Here is a 16,210-nt window from a genome sequence, read left to right on the forward strand (position 1 = left end):
CCGCCGCGAATATGGCGCTGACGCTTCGTTCCCGTGAGAATGTGATGCCGGATGGATCACATTCCAGTCCTTCCTCGCCCCTCAACTGGCACGATCTTTTTCGAAGGACCGGTTCCCAGCCCCGGGGATCATGCCTAAGTTCGAATCATTATGCGCGCAAAGCCGGCCCCGATAAATACGCCTGAAGGCCCAGACGCCGCCCCGCGCGGTTTCTCCATCGACGCCCATCGGCTCGCGGTGCCGAAGCCGGCGGCCGGCCTCTATCTGGTGGCGACCCCGATCGGCAATCTCGGCGACATCACGCTGCGCGCGCTGCAGACGCTCGCCGGGGTCGACGTCATCGCCTGCGAGGACACCCGCATCACGCGGCGCCTGACCGAGCGCTACGACATCTCGGCGCAGCTCAAGCAATATCATGAGCACAATGCCGAAGCCGCCCGCCCAAAGATCCTGGAGGCGCTTGCCGCCGGCGGCTCGGTCGCGCTGGTATCGGATGCCGGCACGCCGCTGATCTCCGATCCCGGTTACAAGCTGGTTCGCGAGGTCTGCGCCGCGGGCCATGCGGTCTATGCACTGCCCGGCCCGTCCTCCGTGCTGGCAGCGCTGTCGGTCGCCGCGCTACCGACCGATCGCTTCTTCTTCGAGGGCTTTCTGCCGGCGAAATCCGCCGCGCGGCGGTCGCGCCTGGCTGAGCTCGCCCGCATCGATGCGACGCTGGTGATGTTCGACTCCGGAAACCGCGTGCAGGACACTCTCGCCGATCTCGCCGAGATCATGGGCACGCGTGAAGCCGCGATCTGCCGTGAGCTGACAAAGCTGCACGAGGAGATTTCCCGCGCGACGCTGAGCGAGCTCGCCCGCGACGCCGACAGCCTCGAGACGCGCGGCGAATTCGTGCTGGTGATCGGCCCGCCTGCTGCGGATGCCGACGTGCTGACGGCGGATGCGCTGGACGATCTCCTGCGCGCGCAGCTCGCCGCGCATAGCGTCAAGGACGCCGTCGCGCACGCGGTCGCGCTCTCGGGGCGGCCCCGCCGCGAGGTCTATGCCCGCGCGCTCGAGCTCGCAAAGGATTTGCGGGGCGGCGATGGCGAAGACTAAGGACGCAACGGAACCGAAACCGGCCTCGCCCGAGCGCGTCGCCGCGTTCCGCACCGGCATCTCGGCCGAGAGTCGCGCCGCAGCCTTCCTGATGGCAAAGGGCTACCGCATCCTCGCCAAGCGCTACCGGACGCCGCATGGCGAGATCGACCTCGTGGCGCGGCGACGCAATTTGATCGCCTTCGTCGAGGTCAAGGCGCGTGCCAGCCTCGATGAGGCCGCCTACGCGGTGACGCCGCGCCAGCAGCGGCGCATCATCGACGCCGCGCAGGGCTGGCTGGCCACGCATCCCGAGCATGCGGAATTCGAATTGCGATTCGACGCCATGCTGATTGCGCCGCGATCACTTCCACGCCATGTGTTGGCGGCATTCGACGCCTCGACCTGAAAGGCAGACCATGAAACTGAACGTCGCCGTCCAGATGGACCCCATCGCCCGCATCAACATCAAGGGCGACTCCACCTTTGCGCTGCTCCTGGAGGCGCAGAAGCGCGGCCACGGCCTGTCCTATTACACGCCCGACAAGCTTTCGATGGTCGGCGAGGAGATCGTTGCGCCGGTCCAGCTCCTGACCGTACGCGACGAGCCCGGCGATCATTTCACCCTGGGCGAGCCCCGGCGCGAGGCGCTGAACGGCTTCGACGTGGTGCTGCTGCGCCAGGACCCGCCGTTCGACCTCGCCTACATCACCTCGACGCACATGCTCGAGCGGATTCATCCGAAGACGCTGGTCGTCAACGACCCGGCCTCGGTGCGCAACGCACCCGAAAAGCTGTTCGTGATGAATTTCCCGCAGCTGATGCCGCCGACCTTGATCTCGCGCGACCTCGATGAGATCAACGCGTTCCGCGACAAGCACGGCGCCGTCGTGATGAAGCCGCTGCACGGCCATGGCGGCGCCGCGGTGTTCCGCGTGATGCCGCAGGACATGAATTTCGGCTCGCTGTTCGACATGTTCTCGGTCACCTTCAAGGAGGCCTGGGTGATCCAGCAGTTCATCCCCGAGGTGAAGCTCGGCGACAAGCGCATCATCCTGGTCAATGGCGAGTTCGCAGGCGCGGTGAACCGCGTGCCGGCCGCCGACGACCTCCGCTCCAACATGGTGCGCGGCGGCGCGGCCAAGGAGACCGAGCTGACCCCGCGCGAGCGCGAGATCTGCGCTACCGTCGGCCCTGCGCTGCGCGAGCGCGGCCTGCTGTTCGTCGGCATCGACGTCATCAACGGCAACCTCACCGAGATCAACGTGACCTCGCCGACGGGCATTCGCGCCATCGCCCGCCTCGGAGGCCCGGACGTCGCGGCCAGGATCTGGGACGTGATCGAGCAGAAGCGGGCGAAATAACGCCGGCCATGGCGCGCGCAATCTCCCCGGTGTCGTTCCCGCGAACGCGGGGACCCATACCGCGGAATCTATCGATTGCGGACGATCGACATTCCGAACGACGAGTCTTCGCCAAACTTTTCCGTGGGCTTATGGGTCCCTGCGTTCGCAGGGACGACGTCGGTGATGTGTCGCGTTGTTTCCGACTCACCTCCACCGCAACCCATCACTAACCACCCATTCACCATGACGCGCCCCGCGCCTCGTGCGAACGCACGAGCGCGCATGCGTGAATCTACGGAGTCGGCGCCGTTCGAATAACGCGGCATTCACCATCTGCCGAAAACCAGCAGCATCACTGACCATCACACTCGGTCTCGCAACACCCCTTATACTTTTACTCCCTACTCATCGATGCAGGGGAACCCGCCACGTGCGGTTCGCGTACCCCGCGTAAGAGTAGAAGCGTATGAACACCGCACGCATTGTGGTTCTCGTCATCGCGCTGGGCGCCGGCGGCGTCGCTGCGTATCTGGCGAGCAGCTACGACAACAAACCCGCGACCGCGCTCCCGGTGGCCGAGAAGCTGCCGACGGTCGAGGTGCTCGTCGCCAAATCCGACATTCAGCTCGGCCAGGCCGTGAAGGCCGAGGATCTGCAATGGCAGACCTGGCCGCAATCGACCGCAAGCAGCGCCTTCATCCGCCGCGACAACCGGCCCGACGCGCAGACCCAGATCGCCGGCTCGATCGCACGCGTGCCCTTGATGCAGGGCGAGCCGATCCGCGAGCAGAAGCTGGTGAGGGCCGACGGCTCCGGCTTCATGGCCGCGATCCTGCCGTCCGGGATGCGGGCCGTATCCACCGAGATTTCAGCCGAGACCGCGGCCGGCGGCTTCATCCTGCCGAACGACCGCGTCGACATCGTCCTGACGCGACGCCTGAAGAATCCCGACGGTGTCGGCACCAACGGCTCGACCGGCGGCAATGACCTGATCCTGTCGGAGGTCATCCTGACCAATATCCGCGTGCTCGCGATCGATCAGGCGCCGAAGGAAAAGGAAGGCCAGAACGCCGTGGTCGGCAAGACCGTCACGCTCGAGCTCCGCCCCGACCAGATCACGACGCTCTCGGTCTCGCGCCAGGGCGGCACGCTGACACTCGCGCTGCGCAGCATCGCCGATGCGAGCGCCGCAGACGGGCCCGAGGACCAGGCATTCAAGCAGCGTTCGAACGGCGTGAACGTGATCCGCTACGGCGTGCAAGCGAGACAACTGACGTCACAGAAGTGATGGGGACATGATGACCTACGGGGACAATCGGATGGGCCTGCGCATTCGGGGGAAGCGCGCCGGCTCGATCTGGGCAGGGGCAATGCTGTTACTGGGGCTGGTCGCAGTCCCCGATCTCGTCCGTGCTGCGGATGCGCCGGTCGGAGACCAGGCGCCGATGCAGGCGCCGGACCTCGGCGTGTCGCCGGTTTCGACCATGCCGGCGCGGATGCGCTCGCTGTCGCTCGGCATCGGCAAGTCGGTCGTGATCGACCTGCCGCGCGAGGTCAAGGATGTGCTGGTGGCTGATCCCAAGATCGCCAATGCGGTAATCCGCTCGGCGCAGCGCGCCTATATCATCGGCGGCCAGGTCGGCCAGACCAACGTGGTGTTCTTCTCCGCCGACGGTCAGCAGGTCGCGTCCTACGACATCGCGGTCAAGCGCGACCTCAACGGCATGCGCACGGCGCTGCGCTCATCGCTGCCGGGCGTGCAGATCGAAGGCGTCGGCGACAGCGTGATGCTGACCGGCTCGGTGTCGAGCCCGGTCGAGGCCCAGCAGGCCGGCGACGTCGCCGCCAAGCTCGTCGGCGGCGCCGACAAGGTCGTCAACAACATCGTCGTGCGCGGTCGCGACCAGGTGATGCTGAAAGTCGTCGTCGGCGAAGTCCGCCGCGACATCGTCAAGCAATTGGGCGTCGATCTCAGCGCCAGCCTGAATGCCGGCACCGCGGTGGTGAATTTCAACAATTCCAACCCGTTCTCGGTCTCCGGCGGCCCGCTGGTCTCCAGCAACGGGCTCGGCGTCGCCGGCCTCGCCAAGGGCGTCGCCACCGTCAGCGCCACCATGCGCGCGATGGAGAGCGCGGGCGTGATGCGGACGCTGGCCGAGCCGAGCCTGACCGCGATCTCCGGTGAATCCGCGACCTTCATCGCGGGCGGCGAATTCCCGATTCCCGCCGGCTATTCCTGCGATCCGACCACGCATGTCTGTACCACCCAGATCTCCTACAAGAAGTTCGGTATCTCCCTGAACTTCACGCCGGTCGTGCTCAGCGAGGGCCGGATCAGCCTGCGCGTGATGACCGAGGTCTCGGAGCTGTCGAACCAGCAGGCGATCACCGTGACGCAGGCGGTGTCGTCGACCGCGAACAACTCCATCACCATTCCCTCGATCCAGACCCGCCGCGCCGAGACCACGCTCGAGATTCCTTCGGGCGGGTCGATGGCGATGGCCGGCCTGATCCAGCAGCAGACCAAGCAGGCCATCAACGGCCTGCCCGGCGTCGACCAGGTGCCGATCCTCGGCGCGCTGTTCCGCAGCCAGGACTTCGTCAACAACGAGACCGAGCTGATGGTGATCGTGACCCCCTATGTGGTGCGAGCGGTCGCCCAGAAGGAATTGTCGCGGCCCGATGACGGCTTCGCGCCGTCCTCCGATGCGCAGTCGGCGCTGCTCGGCCGCATGAACCGCCTCTACGGCATCGCGCGCCGGGTCGATCCGATCGACGGCAATGCCGGTGATTTCGGCTTCATCATCGACTGACACCAACGGTTCGGGGACCGGGCGAGATACGGGCAAGGGGGATGAAGCGATGACGAAGACAAATGATCGACGTCGCAACTGGCGCATCGCGCTCGCGCTGACGGGGCTCTCCGTCGCGCTGGGCGCCTGCAACACCACGGGTGATGTCGTCACCACCCAGACGGTGCCGACCGACTATCGCATGCGTCACCCGATCGCGGTCCAGGAAGGCAAGCGCTCGATCGTGATCTTCGTCGGCAAGGCGCGCGGCGGGCTTTCGGCCGAGCAGCACGCCGACGTGACGGGCATCGCCCAGGACTGGGTGCGCGAAGGCACCGGCTCCGTCGTCGTCGACGTGCCCATCGACACCACGAATTCGCGCGCGGCGGCTGCGACCTATCGCGAGATCCGCGCCGTGCTCGGCAGCGGCGGCGTGCCGTCGCGCGCCATCGTGCAGCATCCCTATCGTCCCGAAGATCCCGGACTGCTTCCGACCATCCGGCTGAGCTATTCCAAGATCGCGGCGGTCGCCGGCCCCTGCGGATTGTGGCCCGAGGACATGGGACCGTCGATCCTCGACCCCGGCTACAACGAGAACCGGCCCTACTTCAATCTCGGCTGCGCCACCCAGCGCAACCTCGCCGCGATGATCGACAACCCCGCCGACCTCGAGCAGCCGCGCGCCGAGACGCCGGCCTATACCGCACGGCGCGACATCGCCTTCGACCGCTACCGCAAGGGCACGACCACGGCGACCTCTTATCCCGAGGCTGACAAGGCCAAACTCAGCGACACAGGCAAATGACGGACATCCACGACGAAGAAGCGGACGATCCGCAGCACCCCGAGGAACACATTGCGCCGGTTCCCCGCATCTCGGTGCAGGCCTTTTGCGAGACCGAGCAGACGCTCGCCGCGGTGACCGCGGCCGGCCAGGACCGCCGTCTCGCCAAGGCGCATCTCACCGCCAAGAGCGGCGGCCTCGCCGCGGCGATCGAAGTCTATGACACGATGCCGACGCCGAACGTCATCGTGATCGAATCCGACGGCACGCGCGACATTCTCGAGGGGCTCGACGATCTCGCCGGCGTCTGCGATCCCGGCACCCGCGTGGTCGTGATCGGCAATCCCAACGACACCGCGCCCTATCGCGAGCTGGTGCGTCGCGGCGTCAACGATTACGTGGTCGGGCCGGTCGAGACCCTCGACGTCGTGCGCTCGATCTGCAGCCTGTTCTCGGCGTCCGAGACCATCATCACCGGCCGCGTCATCGCGGTGGTCGGCGCCAAGGGCGGCGTCGGCGCCTCCACCGTCGCGCACAACGTGGCCTGGACCATCGCGCGCGACCTCGCGCTCGACTCCGTCGTGATCGATCTCGACCTCGCCTTCGGTACCGCCGGCCTCGACTACAACCAGGATCCGGCGCAGGGAATCGCCAACGCGGTGCTGTCGCAGGACCGGCCGGACACGGCGCTGATGGAGCGCCTGCTCGCCAAATGCACCGAGCGCCTCAGCCTCCTCGCTGCCCCCGCCACGCTCGATCGCGTCTATGATTTCGGCGCGGAAGCGTTCGATGCCATCTTCGACACGCTGCGCATGACCACGCCCTGCATCGTGCTCGACGTGCCGCACCAATGGTCGGCCTGGACCAAGCGCGCGCTGGTCAATGCCGACGACATCGTCATCGTGGCCGAGCCGGATCTCGCCAACCTGCGCAACACCAAGAACATGCTGACCGTGCTCAAGACGGCGCGGCCGAACGACCGGCCACCGCTCTACTGCATCAACCAGGTCGGCATGCACAAGCGCGCCGAGATCGACGTCAAATCGTTCGCCAAGACGATGGAGAGCCAGCCGCTCGCGGTGATCCCGTTCGATTCAAAGCTGTTCTCGACTGCCGCCAATAACGGCCAGATGATCGCGGAGGTCTCCAAGAGCCACCGCACCACCGTGCTGTTCCAGAATATGGCCAATCGCCTGGCCGGACGCGGCGAGGTGAAGAAGCCGAAGCGTTCGCTGCTCGAACCGCTGCTGAAGAAGCTGAAGGGCAAATCGGGGCGCGGATCCGCTCCGCATCGCAAGGCGTCGTAAGCACGAGCGCGTTTTCGGGCGCGCAGGACTCTCAGCGGCGGCGGATTACTTCTCCGCCCGCTGCTGCTGCTTCTTCGACAGCAGCTGGCGCAGCGCCGTGACCTTGGCTGCGGCCTGATCCGGCGGCAAATCTGCTTTCACAAGGATTTCAGCCTCGGCCTCGCGGCCCTGTAATCCCAACACGAGTGCGAAATTGGCGCGGACCCGCGCATCGTTCTGATTGCGCTGATGAGCGCGGCCGAGCACCTGTTCGGCCTTCGACAGATTATTTTGCAGCATGTAGGACAGGCCGAGGTTGGACAGCACGGTCGGCTCGTCGGGCACGATCTTGAGCGCTGCGGCGTAATATTGCTGCGCTTCCTCGTTGCGGCCGAGCTGATCGAGCGCGGCGCCCTGCGCCGACAGGATGCGCCAGTCCGGATCCTCCGGCGTATGCGCGCGGCTGAGCACGTCGAAAGCCTGCTGGAAATTGCCATTGTCGGCGAGCGCACGACCATAGCCGGCGAGCAGCGCCTTGTTGCTGGGATGGGCGAGCACGGCCTGCTCCATCACCGCGACCGCCTGGGCACGCTGGCCGCTTTCGCGCAGCGCCTTGCCGTATTCGAGCGCGACATTGGGATCGCTGGGCTTGGCGCGATAGCGCTCCCGCAGGGCGTCCATGGGCCTGGCGTCGGCCGTCGCCGCAGGCTCCGACTTGCTGCCGCCACCGAGCGCGCCGGTCACGTCCTCCAGGCTCGTGGTCTGGCAGCCACCAAGGGCAAGCACCAGAAGCGCGGGAAGCAGGAATCTCGCCGGGGGAGAGGCAAGGGACGAACGCTTGGACATACTCTGATCACCGCCGGCGGACTGATCAGAGATGCTTTGCCGATTAACGCTAAATTCCCGTTAAGGAAACGCGTCTGTCAGGATTAGTCGGTGAATTCCGCACCGAATTCGCAGCCGATGCGCCAGCGCAGGCGGCACTGGCGGGAATAATCGGGCGCGAAGATGATGGTGAATTGCGGCGGCACTTCCAGAAACTCCGCCACGACCTTCACGCCCCCATCCGAGATATCCGTGATCGTGCAGTCCCGCGGCAGCGAGCCCGCACCAAAATGGATCTTGGCGAGCCGCGTGCACACCCGACGTTCGCTTCTGCGGCGATTTGCAAGCATTTGAATTCTTCACCCGTTAGACCACGGCCCATCCCGCAGCCTTAGGAGTAGCGGACATTCGTTGGAATGTGCTGAGCGTAGCCGGTCGCATTCGAGGCGTAGTCGAAGCTTAATGTCGTCGTCCCGTTGACCGGTCGTTAGGGAATGCGGCGCCCTCGCCTTCGTTCCCGTATTGTTCTTGTCAGGGCGGTCCGGGTCTGCTACCCCTAATTGTGCGAGGGGCAAATCTGGTTCGAGAATGGTCCAGCGGGTTTCGACAGTCGCCTTTGAAGGGATCGAGGCCCGCGCGGTCGACGTGCAGGTGCAGGTCGCGCCGGGCCTGCCGGCCTTCGCCATCGTCGGCCTTCCCGACAAGGCGGTGTCGGAGGCGCGCGAGCGGGTCCGCTCGGCGCTGATCGCCTCGGGCCTGGCGCTGCCGGCGCGGCGGATCACCGTCAATCTTGCCCCTGCCGACCTGCCCAAGGAGGGCAGCCATTACGACCTGCCGATCGCGCTCGGCCTGATGGCGGCGATCGGCGCGATTCCGCCGGATGCGCTGACCGGCTTTACCGTGCTCGGCGAGCTCGGCCTCGACGGCTCGATCGCGCCGGTGGCCGGCGTTCTGCCGGCCGCGATCGGCGCCAACGTGCGCGAGGAAGGCCTGATCTGTCCGGCAGCCTGCGGCTCGGAAGCGGCATGGGCAAGCCCGGATATCCAGATCGTCGCCGCACATTCGCTGATTCAGATCGCCAACCATTTCAAGGGCACGCAAGTGCTGTCGCGGCCCGAGCCGAAGGTGCACGAGGCTGCCGCCTCAAGGCTCGACCTGCGCGACATCAAGGGCCAGGAGAGCGCCAAGCGCGCGCTGGAGATCGCGGCCGCGGGCGGTCATCACCTCCTGATGATCGGCGCGCCCGGAGCCGGCAAATCGATGCTGGCGGCGCGCCTGCCCTCGATCCTGCCGCCGCTGTCGCCGAGCGAATTGCTCGAGGTCTCGATGATCGCCTCCGTCGCCGGCGAGATCGAGGGTGGCGCGCTGACATCGCAGCGGCCGTTCCGCTCGCCGCATCATTCCGCCAGCATGGCCGCGCTCACCGGCGGCGGCGCGCGCGCAAAGCCCGGCGAGATCTCGCTGGCGCATCAGGGCGTGCTGTTCCTCGACGAGCTGCCCGAGTTCGATCCGCGCGTGCTGGATTCGCTGCGCCAGCCGCTGGAGAACGGCGAGGTCTCGGTCTCCCGCGCCAACCATCGCGTCACCTACCCTGCCCGCTTCATGCTGATCGCGGCGATGAATCCGTGCCGCTGCGGCAACGCGTTCGAGCCCGGCTATTCCTGCAAGCGCGGCCGCATCGACCGCTGCACCGGCGATTACCAGGCGCGCATCTCCGGCCCGCTGATGGACCGTATCGATCTGCGCATCGAAGTGCCGGCCGTGACCGCAGCCGATCTGATCCTGCCGCCGCCGGCCGAAGGCTCCGCTGAGGTCGCCGCGCGCGTCGCAGCCGCGCGCGACATCCAGCTCGCGCGCTACGCGGATGCCGGACTGCCGCAGATCCGCACCAATGCCGAGGCGCCGGCGTCCGTTCTGGAGGACATCGCCAAGCCGGACGCGCAGGGACAGAAGCTGCTGCGCGATGCCGCCGAAACCATGCGGCTGTCGGCGCGCGGCTATCACCGGGTGCTGCGGGTGGCGCGCACGCTCGCCGACCTCGACGGCGCCGACAAGATCGGCCGGCTGCATCTCGCCGAAGCGCTGTCCTACCGTGCACTCGCGGAGGATGTGCGCCAGCTGGCGTGATGTGAACGCGCATCAACCCGGCGGTAACGAGTTTCCTTTACGCTCTGCAAACCATAGGGCCCACAAGTTTCAGTCCGGGCTTAGTCGTGTCCTTGGCGAGTAGCGTGTCATGTTGCGTTTCAAGATCCTGGCCTCGGTGGTTCCCCTGTTGGCGGCTGCGGTGTTCGCCCGCAACGAGATCGGATCGGTCTCGCATCCCTGCATCGCCTTCGGCGAGACCTCGGTCGAGCTCACCTCCCTGTTCTGGACCGCCGGCGTGCATGTCGCCTTCACCGAGGATCCGGAACGGGCCACGGTACGGGTTCAAATCACCGACGATGCCGACGCTGCCGACTTCGCGGTCGTCGACGATGGCGCAAGCGACGAGCCGGGCGCCTGCCAGGGCAATCCGTCGACCCGCCTCATTACGATTGCCTCACAGCCCGTCGACGGCGGCCCGGTGATCTATCTCACCACCGACGGCCCGGCCGATTACCGCATCTATGTCCGGTCGAAGACGTTCTCGCAGAAAGAAGCGGCAGCCCTGATCGTCGGCGCCCGCGGCAACCGCCCGCTCCCCCTCCAGGCCGCCTCGCTTTAAGGCGTTAACACCTCGTCAACCCTGTTTGGAGGCCGCCGCAAAGCCTCAAGTTGTTCGCAAGGTCCGCGAGACATCGTCGCGAACGGCGGTGGCAGGTTTCGGATAAGAGTCGGGGTCGGTGGCAATGGGTCGGACGTTCCGGATCAAGGTGCGCATGCGCCGCTTCAGGCGACAGCACCCCAAGATTGCCTTCGCGATCCGCTCCTTCATGATCTTCTCGGCCACGTTCGGCGGCGCCTATGGCTTCGTCACCGGCAGCCGCGCGCCGAATTCGGGCTACGATCCCAACGCGTTTGCGATCGGTGCGAGCTTCCTGTTTGCACTGGCCTGCCTCGGGCTGGCAACGCTGAGCATGCGGCTGCGTTTCGTCAACAAGCGGATGAAGAAGCTCGCCGCCCACAACGAGGTGCTGATCGATCGCAATTGGGAGCTGAAGGAAGCCGAAGAGCGCGCCCGCAGCCTGTTCGAATCGCAGGGCGATCTGATCGTGCTGCGCGACCATCAAGGACGGATCACCTTCGCCAACGACGCCTATTGCGGGTTGGCCGGACAGGAGCGCGGCGCGCTGGTCGGCACGCGTTTCGATTTCGACGTGCTGGAGCAGGGCGATAGCGCCCGTGAAAGCAACGGCACCCGCATCCACGATCAGAAGATCGCAACGCCGGTCGGCGCGCGCTGGATCGCCTGGCGCGAGGGCTTCGTGCGGCACGACGCCGGTCAGCCCGCGGAATTGCAGAGTGTCGGGCGCGACGTCACCGACCGCACCGAGACCGAACGCGCGCTGTCGGATGCCCGCGACCAGGCCGACGCCGCCAACCGTGCCAAATCGCGCTTCCTTGCGATGGCCTCGCACGAGATCCGCACGCCGCTGAACGGCATCATCGGCATGGGCGGCCTCCTGCTCGACACCTCGCTGACGCCGGAGCAAACGACCTACGCCCGGGCGGTGAAAACCTCGGGCGAAGCGCTGATGGCGCTGATCGAGGAGCTGCTCGACTATTCCAAGATCGAAGCCGGCAAGCTCGATCTCGACCAGCGTCCCTTTGCGCTCTCGACCATGATCGAGGAGATCACCGAGCTGCTGGCGCCGCGCGCGCAGGCGAAAAACCTCGAGATCGCGGCTTACGTCGACGAGCGCCTTCCGCTGGAAGTCGTCGGTGACGCCGCACGGCTGCGCCAGGTGCTGCTCAACCTCGCCGGCAACGCCATCAAGTTCACCGCAAGCGGCGGCGTGGCGCTGATCGTCGAACCCGGCATCTGGCCGAACGAGATCAGTTTTCTGGTCCGCGATACCGGCATTGGCATCGCGCCGGACGCGCAGCAGCGTATCTTCCGCGAATTCGAGCAGGCCGACGACCGCGTCGCCCGCACCTATGGCGGCACCGGGCTTGGCCTCGCCATCTCCGAGCGCATCGTCAAGCGCATGGGCGGTCGCATCACGTTGGAGAGCGCGCCGGCTCAGGGCTCGACCTTCGAGGTCGCAATCCCGCTCGCGCCGTCGCACGGCGACGCCGGACATACCGCGTTTCCGAGCCCCGATCTCGCCGGCAAGTCGATCCTGCTGGTGGCCGACGGCATCGAAGCGTCGCTGATCGCGCGGCGGCTGGAACGCTGGGGTGGCCAGACCTGCCTGGTCTCCGATACGTCCGTCGCGGAAGCGTTGCTGCCGGAACGCCCATGGCATGCGGTGCTGATCGACCGCGCGCTCGGTCCGGTCGTTGCCGACCGCCTGGGCGACATCGCCCGTGGTCACGCGACGCAGCGGCTCGTGCTGCTGACGCCGAGTTCGCGTCACGACAAGCTTTCGCCGGCCTTCACCGGCTTCCTGGTCAAGCCATTGCGCGCAGCCTCCCTCGCCGCGCGTCTTGCGCTGACGCCCGAAGTCGCCTCGCCCGATCTCGCGCCCGAGCCAGTCGAGCCTGCCGCGATCAAAACGCCCGCGAAAGGTCTTTCGATCCTCGTCGCCGAAGACAACGAGATCAACGCGCTGTTGATGCGGTCGCTCCTCACAAAACTCGGTCACCGCGTCGTCATTGCGGTCCATGGCGAGGCCGCACTGGAATCCTGGCTCGCGGCGGGCTCGGCCGGCACGCCCTATGATCTGGTCTTGATGGACATCCAGATGCCGCAGCTCGACGGCATCGAGACAACGAAACGCATCCGCGCCCATGAGACGGCCACCGGCGGCCGCCACACGCCGATCCTCGCGCTCACCGCGAACACGCTGGTGGAAGATCGCTATGCCTGCTTCGAGGCGGGCATGAACGGGTTTCTGATCAAGCCGCTCGATCGCGAGAAGCTGGACGAGGCCTTGGCGGGATTGGCCGCGTCGCGGCAGCTGGCGGTGTAGCGGCAGGCGACACGGCCGTAGGGTGGGCAAAGCGAAGCGTGCCCACGTATTTGCATTTGGCAATACGGATAGAGGCCGTGGGCACAGCGCTTCGCGCCTTTGCCCACCCTACGGCACTGATCGACAACTTCACGACAACCTGATATCGGCCGGCAATCGACGATTGAAATCGACTGCGCGGCGCGCCACCATCCTCCGGGGCATTTGAATCGAGGATTTTGCGCATGGGTGTGCTTGTCCGGCTCGCAATCATTGTCCTTCTCGCTGGTCTCTCCCCGGGCGCTGCCGCCGATACGCCGGAACTCATCTCATCGCTCAAGCAAGGCGGCTATGTGCTGGTGTTTCGGCATACCGCGACCGACGACAGCCAGAAGGACGTCTATCCCTTCAAGTTCGACGACATGAGTGCCCAGCGCCAGCTGAGTGAGAAGGGCAGGGATATGGCGCGTCAGATCGGGGCGGCAATCCAGGAGCGCGCGATTCCGATCGGGAATGTCTACACGAGCCGTCTGAACCGCGCGATCGAAGCTGGCAAGCTGATCGCCGGCAAGGAGGGTAAACCGGTCGACGCATTGACGGACAGCAGCAACGCCAGCGCATCGGGAATGGCAAACCCCACCGCGGCGAACGCAAAGGCCGGAGCGGCCGTGCGTCAGCTCGTCGATCAATCTCCGGCCCCCGGCACGAACACCGTCCTCGTCACGCACAAGACGAACATTGCCGATGCCTTCGGCAAGGAGGCCGGAGACGTTCAGGAAGGCGAAGCCTTCGTCTACCGGGCCAACGGTTCCGGGCCCGCGACTTTCATGGCACGCATCAAGTTCGCAGATTGGACGGCAAAGGCCGGCAAATAGGAGGCTGCGAAGCTACAGCCGCCTCAGCGCCACGCTCTCCACCGCATGATCCGCGCCCTTCTTCAGGATCAGCGTCGCGCGGGGGCGGGTCGGCAGGATGTTGTCCTCGAGATTGGCGAGGTTGGTGCGTTCCCAGATCGCGGTGGCGGTGGCGGTGGCCTCCTCGTCCGACAACAGCGCATAGCGATTGAAGTAGGATTTTGGATTGGTGAACGCGGTGTCGCGCAGCGCCAGGAAGCGCTTGATGTACCAGCGCCGCAGCGCCGCCTCGTCGGCGTCGATATAGACCGAGAAGTCGAAGAAGTCGGAGACCACGGGCACTGCCTTGCCGTCACGCGGCAGCTTGCCGGTCTGCAGCACGTTGACGCCCTCGACGATCAGGATGTCGGGCTGGTCGACCTCGGCCCATTCGTTCGGCACGATGTCGTAGGTCAGATGCGAATAGACCGGCGAGCGCACATGGCGGCGGCCCGCCTTGATGTCGGACAGGAAGTTGAGCAGCAGCTGCAGGTCGTAGCTTTCCGGAAAGCCTTTCTTCTGAAGGATGCCTTGCTGCTCGAGCAGGGCCTTCGGGTAAAGGAATCCGTCCGTCGTGATCAGCTCGACTTTCGGGCGCGGCGACCAGCGCGCCAGCAGCGCCTGGAGCACACGGGCCGTGGTCGACTTTCCGACCGCAACCGAGCCGGCGACGCCGATGATGTAGGGCACCTTGCGGTCGCGGATGTTGAGGAACTGGCGTTCCGCGTAATACAGCCGCTGCATCGCATCGACATAGATCGAGAGCAGGCGCGACAGCGGAAGATAGATGTCCTCGACTTCCTTGAGGTCGAGGCGGTCGTGCAGCGAACGCAGCCGGTCGAATTCGCCCGGCTCCAGCGTCATCGGCGTGTCGTCGCGCAACCGCGCCCACTCTTCGCGCGTGTAGACGCGGTATGGATTATATTGCTGCTCGGGTGCGCGGATATCCATGACGCGACCTTCTCCGTAACGAGCTCAGCTCGGCTAGCTGCCGCTCTTGCGAGACGCTTTCTCTTCCAGCCCGGACATGTTCGTACGTTTGTCCAGCGCCGCTTCCACCTCTTCCAACTTTACGCCGCGCGCCTTGAGCAGCACAAGGAAGTGATAGAGCAGGTCGGCGCCCTCGGCGATCAGATGATCGCGATCGTTTTCGACTGCTGCGATTACGGTTTCGACTGCTTCCTCACCGAACTTCTTGGCGCAATGTTCGGCGCCCTTGTCGAGCAGCTTGCGGGTATAGGAGCCCTCACCACCGGAGGCCGCGCGGGCATCGATGGTGACGGCGAGATCGTGGATCGTGAAACGCGGCATACTGAATACTCGAAACGCGCGTCTGGCCGGTTGGGCCAGTCCCCGCCGGTTGATGTAGCACTTTTATGAACGGGAGTCGTCAGGCATCCAGGCGCATGGGTAGTCCGCGCCGGGCCATGTGCTCCTTGGCTTCACGGATGGTGAATTCCCCGAAGTGGAAGATCGAGGCGGCGAGCACCGCGGTAGCGCGACCATCGCGGATACCGTCGACGAGGTGGTCGAGATTGCCGACGCCGCCCGAAGCGATCACGGGAACGGGAACGCTGTCGGCGATCGCCCGGGTCAGCGGGATGTCAAAGCCCTGCCGGGTGCCGTCGCGGTCCATCGAGGTGAGCAGAATTTCACCAGCGCCGAGCGAGACCACTTCCTGGGCATATTCGATGGCGTCGATCCCGGTCGAGTTGCGGCCGCCATGGGTAAAGATCTCCCAGCGCTCGCCACCGCCGGCGCGCTTGACCCGCTTGGCGTCGATCGCCACCACGACGCACTGCTCGCCGAATTTTTCGGCGGCTTCCTTGACGAACTCGCGTCGCGACACCGCGGCGCTGTTGATCGAGACCTTGTCGGCGCCCGCGCGCAGCAGCGTCTTGATGTCGTCCACCTTGCGGACGCCACCGCCGACGGTCACCGGCATGAAGCAGGCCTCTGCGGTGCGCCGGACCACGTCCAGCATGATGCCGCGGTTCTCATGGGTCGCGGTGATGTCGAGAAAAGTCAGCTCGTCGGCGCCGGCGGCGTCATAGGCGATCGCGGCTTCGACGGGGTCGCCGGCGTCGCGAAGATCGACGAAGTTGACGCCCTTGACGACGCGGCCGTCCTTGACGTCGAGGCAGGGGATCACGCGCACCTTGAACATG

Annotated in this window: 16 protein-coding genes; 11 read left to right on the forward strand and 5 right to left on the reverse strand. The window is 65.9% G+C overall.

Features of this window, described 5'->3' with window-relative positions:
* The first annotated feature begins 150 nt into the window (after window positions 1-150).
* The 7 genes from rsmI to QA645_RS01215 all read left to right on the forward strand — a co-directional run bounded on the left by rsmI (window position 151) and on the right by QA645_RS01215 (window position 7,309).
* Window positions 151-1,101: a 16S rRNA (cytidine(1402)-2'-O)-methyltransferase gene (gene rsmI, locus QA645_RS01185; RefSeq protein WP_283047654.1), complete on the forward strand. Its 951-nt coding sequence runs from the start codon at window positions 151-153 to the stop codon at window positions 1,099-1,101.
* On the forward strand, window positions 1,088-1,489 hold the full coding sequence (locus QA645_RS01190) for a YraN family protein (protein ID WP_283047656.1): 402 nt from the start codon (window positions 1,088-1,090) through the stop codon (window positions 1,487-1,489). Before rsmI ends, QA645_RS01190 begins: the two co-directional genes overlap by 14 nt.
* 10 nt (window positions 1,490-1,499) lie before the next feature.
* Window positions 1,500-2,444, forward strand: a complete 945-nt coding sequence (gene gshB, locus QA645_RS01195) for a glutathione synthase (RefSeq protein ID WP_254127357.1) — start codon at window positions 1,500-1,502, stop codon at window positions 2,442-2,444.
* A 448-nt stretch (window positions 2,445-2,892) separates the two neighbouring features.
* Window positions 2,893-3,714 carry a Flp pilus assembly protein CpaB gene (cpaB, locus tag QA645_RS01200; RefSeq protein ID WP_254127361.1) on the forward strand — a complete coding sequence of 274 codons (822 nt, stop codon included), beginning with the start codon at window positions 2,893-2,895 and terminating at the stop codon, window positions 3,712-3,714.
* 10 nt (window positions 3,715-3,724) lie between these two features.
* Window positions 3,725-5,239, forward strand: coding sequence for a type II and III secretion system protein family protein (locus tag QA645_RS01205; RefSeq protein ID WP_283053623.1), 1,515 nt, complete (start codon window positions 3,725-3,727; stop codon window positions 5,237-5,239).
* Window positions 5,240-5,288: 49 nt separating this feature from the next.
* Entirely contained in the window at window positions 5,289-6,023 is a 735-nt protein-coding gene (locus QA645_RS01210; RefSeq protein ID WP_254191195.1) for a CpaD family pilus assembly protein, read from the forward strand.
* Window positions 6,020-7,309 carry an AAA family ATPase gene (locus QA645_RS01215; RefSeq protein ID WP_283047659.1) on the forward strand — a complete coding sequence of 430 codons (1,290 nt, stop codon included), beginning with the start codon at window positions 6,020-6,022 and terminating at the stop codon, window positions 7,307-7,309. The genes QA645_RS01210 and QA645_RS01215 overlap by 4 nt, the downstream gene beginning before the upstream one ends.
* A 45-nt stretch (window positions 7,310-7,354) precedes the next feature.
* Here the strand turns inward: QA645_RS01215 and QA645_RS01220 are convergent, their stop codons facing one another.
* Together QA645_RS01220 and QA645_RS01225 are read right to left on the reverse strand one after the other, a co-directional pair.
* Window positions 7,355-8,134 carry a tetratricopeptide repeat protein gene (locus tag QA645_RS01220; RefSeq protein WP_254191197.1) on the reverse strand — a complete coding sequence of 260 codons (780 nt, stop codon included), beginning with the start codon at window positions 8,132-8,134 and terminating at the stop codon, window positions 7,355-7,357.
* Window positions 8,135-8,217: 83 nt separating this feature from the next.
* Window positions 8,218-8,463, reverse strand: a complete 246-nt coding sequence (locus QA645_RS01225; protein WP_027534981.1) for a PilZ domain-containing protein — start codon at window positions 8,461-8,463, stop codon at window positions 8,218-8,220.
* A gap of 238 nt (window positions 8,464-8,701) precedes the next feature.
* Here QA645_RS01225 and QA645_RS01230 point away from each other — a divergent pair, with 238 nt between their 5' ends.
* The 4 genes from QA645_RS01230 (at window position 8,702) to QA645_RS01245 (ending at window position 14,024) form a co-directional block, all read left to right on the forward strand.
* Window positions 8,702-10,240: a YifB family Mg chelatase-like AAA ATPase gene (locus QA645_RS01230; protein WP_254127365.1), complete on the forward strand. Its 1,539-nt coding sequence runs from the start codon at window positions 8,702-8,704 to the stop codon at window positions 10,238-10,240.
* A gap of 109 nt (window positions 10,241-10,349) precedes the next feature.
* On the forward strand, window positions 10,350-10,820 hold the full coding sequence (locus QA645_RS01235) for a hypothetical protein (RefSeq protein ID WP_283047661.1): 471 nt from the start codon (window positions 10,350-10,352) through the stop codon (window positions 10,818-10,820).
* 124 nt (window positions 10,821-10,944) lie between these two features.
* Entirely contained in the window at window positions 10,945-13,170 is a 2,226-nt protein-coding gene (locus tag QA645_RS01240) for an ATP-binding protein (protein ID WP_283047663.1), read from the forward strand.
* Between the two features lie 224 nt (window positions 13,171-13,394).
* Window positions 13,395-14,024 (forward strand): histidine phosphatase family protein, encoded by a 630-nt coding sequence (locus QA645_RS01245; protein ID WP_283053624.1) that lies wholly within the window; start codon window positions 13,395-13,397, stop codon window positions 14,022-14,024.
* Window positions 14,025-14,036: 12 nt separating this feature from the next.
* Here QA645_RS01245 and coaA read toward each other — a convergent pair whose 3' ends face one another.
* From coaA to hisF, 3 genes are all read right to left on the reverse strand, one after another.
* Complete coding sequence (gene coaA / locus QA645_RS01250) at window positions 14,037-14,993, reverse strand: type I pantothenate kinase (RefSeq protein WP_283047665.1); 957 nt, start codon at window positions 14,991-14,993, stop codon at window positions 14,037-14,039.
* 33 nt (window positions 14,994-15,026) lie between these two features.
* Complete coding sequence (locus QA645_RS01255; protein ID WP_148752730.1) at window positions 15,027-15,353, reverse strand: phosphoribosyl-ATP diphosphatase; 327 nt, start codon at window positions 15,351-15,353, stop codon at window positions 15,027-15,029.
* Between the two features lie 79 nt (window positions 15,354-15,432).
* Complete coding sequence (gene hisF / locus QA645_RS01260; protein WP_254127370.1) at window positions 15,433-16,209, reverse strand: imidazole glycerol phosphate synthase subunit HisF; 777 nt, start codon at window positions 16,207-16,209, stop codon at window positions 15,433-15,435.
* Window position 16,210: the final 1 nt, after the last annotated feature.

Source organism: Bradyrhizobium sp. CIAT3101 (assembly GCF_029714945.1).
In the GTDB taxonomy this organism is placed as follows: Bacteria; Pseudomonadota; Alphaproteobacteria; order Rhizobiales; family Xanthobacteraceae; genus Bradyrhizobium.

What these genes read in the sequence shown, in the direction of transcription:
- rsmI (WP_283047654.1), top strand. Translation starts at nt 151, where the DNA reads ATGCGCGCAAAGCCGGCCCCGATAAATACGCCTGAAGGCCCAGACGCC.
- QA645_RS01190 (WP_283047656.1), top strand. Translation starts at nt 1,088, where the DNA reads ATGGCGAAGACTAAGGACGCAACGGAACCGAAACCGGCCTCGCCCGAG.
- gshB (WP_254127357.1), top strand. Translation starts at nt 1,500, where the DNA reads ATGAAACTGAACGTCGCCGTCCAGATGGACCCCATCGCCCGCATCAAC.
- cpaB (WP_254127361.1), top strand. Translation starts at nt 2,893, where the DNA reads ATGAACACCGCACGCATTGTGGTTCTCGTCATCGCGCTGGGCGCCGGC.
- QA645_RS01205 (WP_283053623.1), top strand. Translation starts at nt 3,725, where the DNA reads ATGACCTACGGGGACAATCGGATGGGCCTGCGCATTCGGGGGAAGCGC.
- QA645_RS01210 (WP_254191195.1), top strand. Translation starts at nt 5,289, where the DNA reads ATGACGAAGACAAATGATCGACGTCGCAACTGGCGCATCGCGCTCGCG.
- QA645_RS01215 (WP_283047659.1), top strand. Translation starts at nt 6,020, where the DNA reads ATGACGGACATCCACGACGAAGAAGCGGACGATCCGCAGCACCCCGAG.
- QA645_RS01220 (WP_254191197.1), bottom strand. Translation starts at nt 8,134, where the DNA reads ATGTCCAAGCGTTCGTCCCTTGCCTCTCCCCCGGCGAGATTCCTGCTT.
- QA645_RS01225 (WP_027534981.1), bottom strand. Translation starts at nt 8,463, where the DNA reads ATGCTTGCAAATCGCCGCAGAAGCGAACGTCGGGTGTGCACGCGGCTC.
- QA645_RS01230 (WP_254127365.1), top strand. Translation starts at nt 8,702, where the DNA reads ATGGTCCAGCGGGTTTCGACAGTCGCCTTTGAAGGGATCGAGGCCCGC.
- QA645_RS01235 (WP_283047661.1), top strand. Translation starts at nt 10,350, where the DNA reads ATGTTGCGTTTCAAGATCCTGGCCTCGGTGGTTCCCCTGTTGGCGGCT.
- QA645_RS01240 (WP_283047663.1), top strand. Translation starts at nt 10,945, where the DNA reads ATGGGTCGGACGTTCCGGATCAAGGTGCGCATGCGCCGCTTCAGGCGA.
- QA645_RS01245 (WP_283053624.1), top strand. Translation starts at nt 13,395, where the DNA reads ATGGGTGTGCTTGTCCGGCTCGCAATCATTGTCCTTCTCGCTGGTCTC.
- coaA (WP_283047665.1), bottom strand. Translation starts at nt 14,993, where the DNA reads ATGGATATCCGCGCACCCGAGCAGCAATATAATCCATACCGCGTCTAC.
- QA645_RS01255 (WP_148752730.1), bottom strand. Translation starts at nt 15,353, where the DNA reads ATGCCGCGTTTCACGATCCACGATCTCGCCGTCACCATCGATGCCCGC.
- hisF (WP_254127370.1), bottom strand. Translation starts at nt 16,209, where the DNA reads ATGTTCAAGGTGCGCGTGATCCCCTGCCTCGACGTCAAGGACGGCCGC.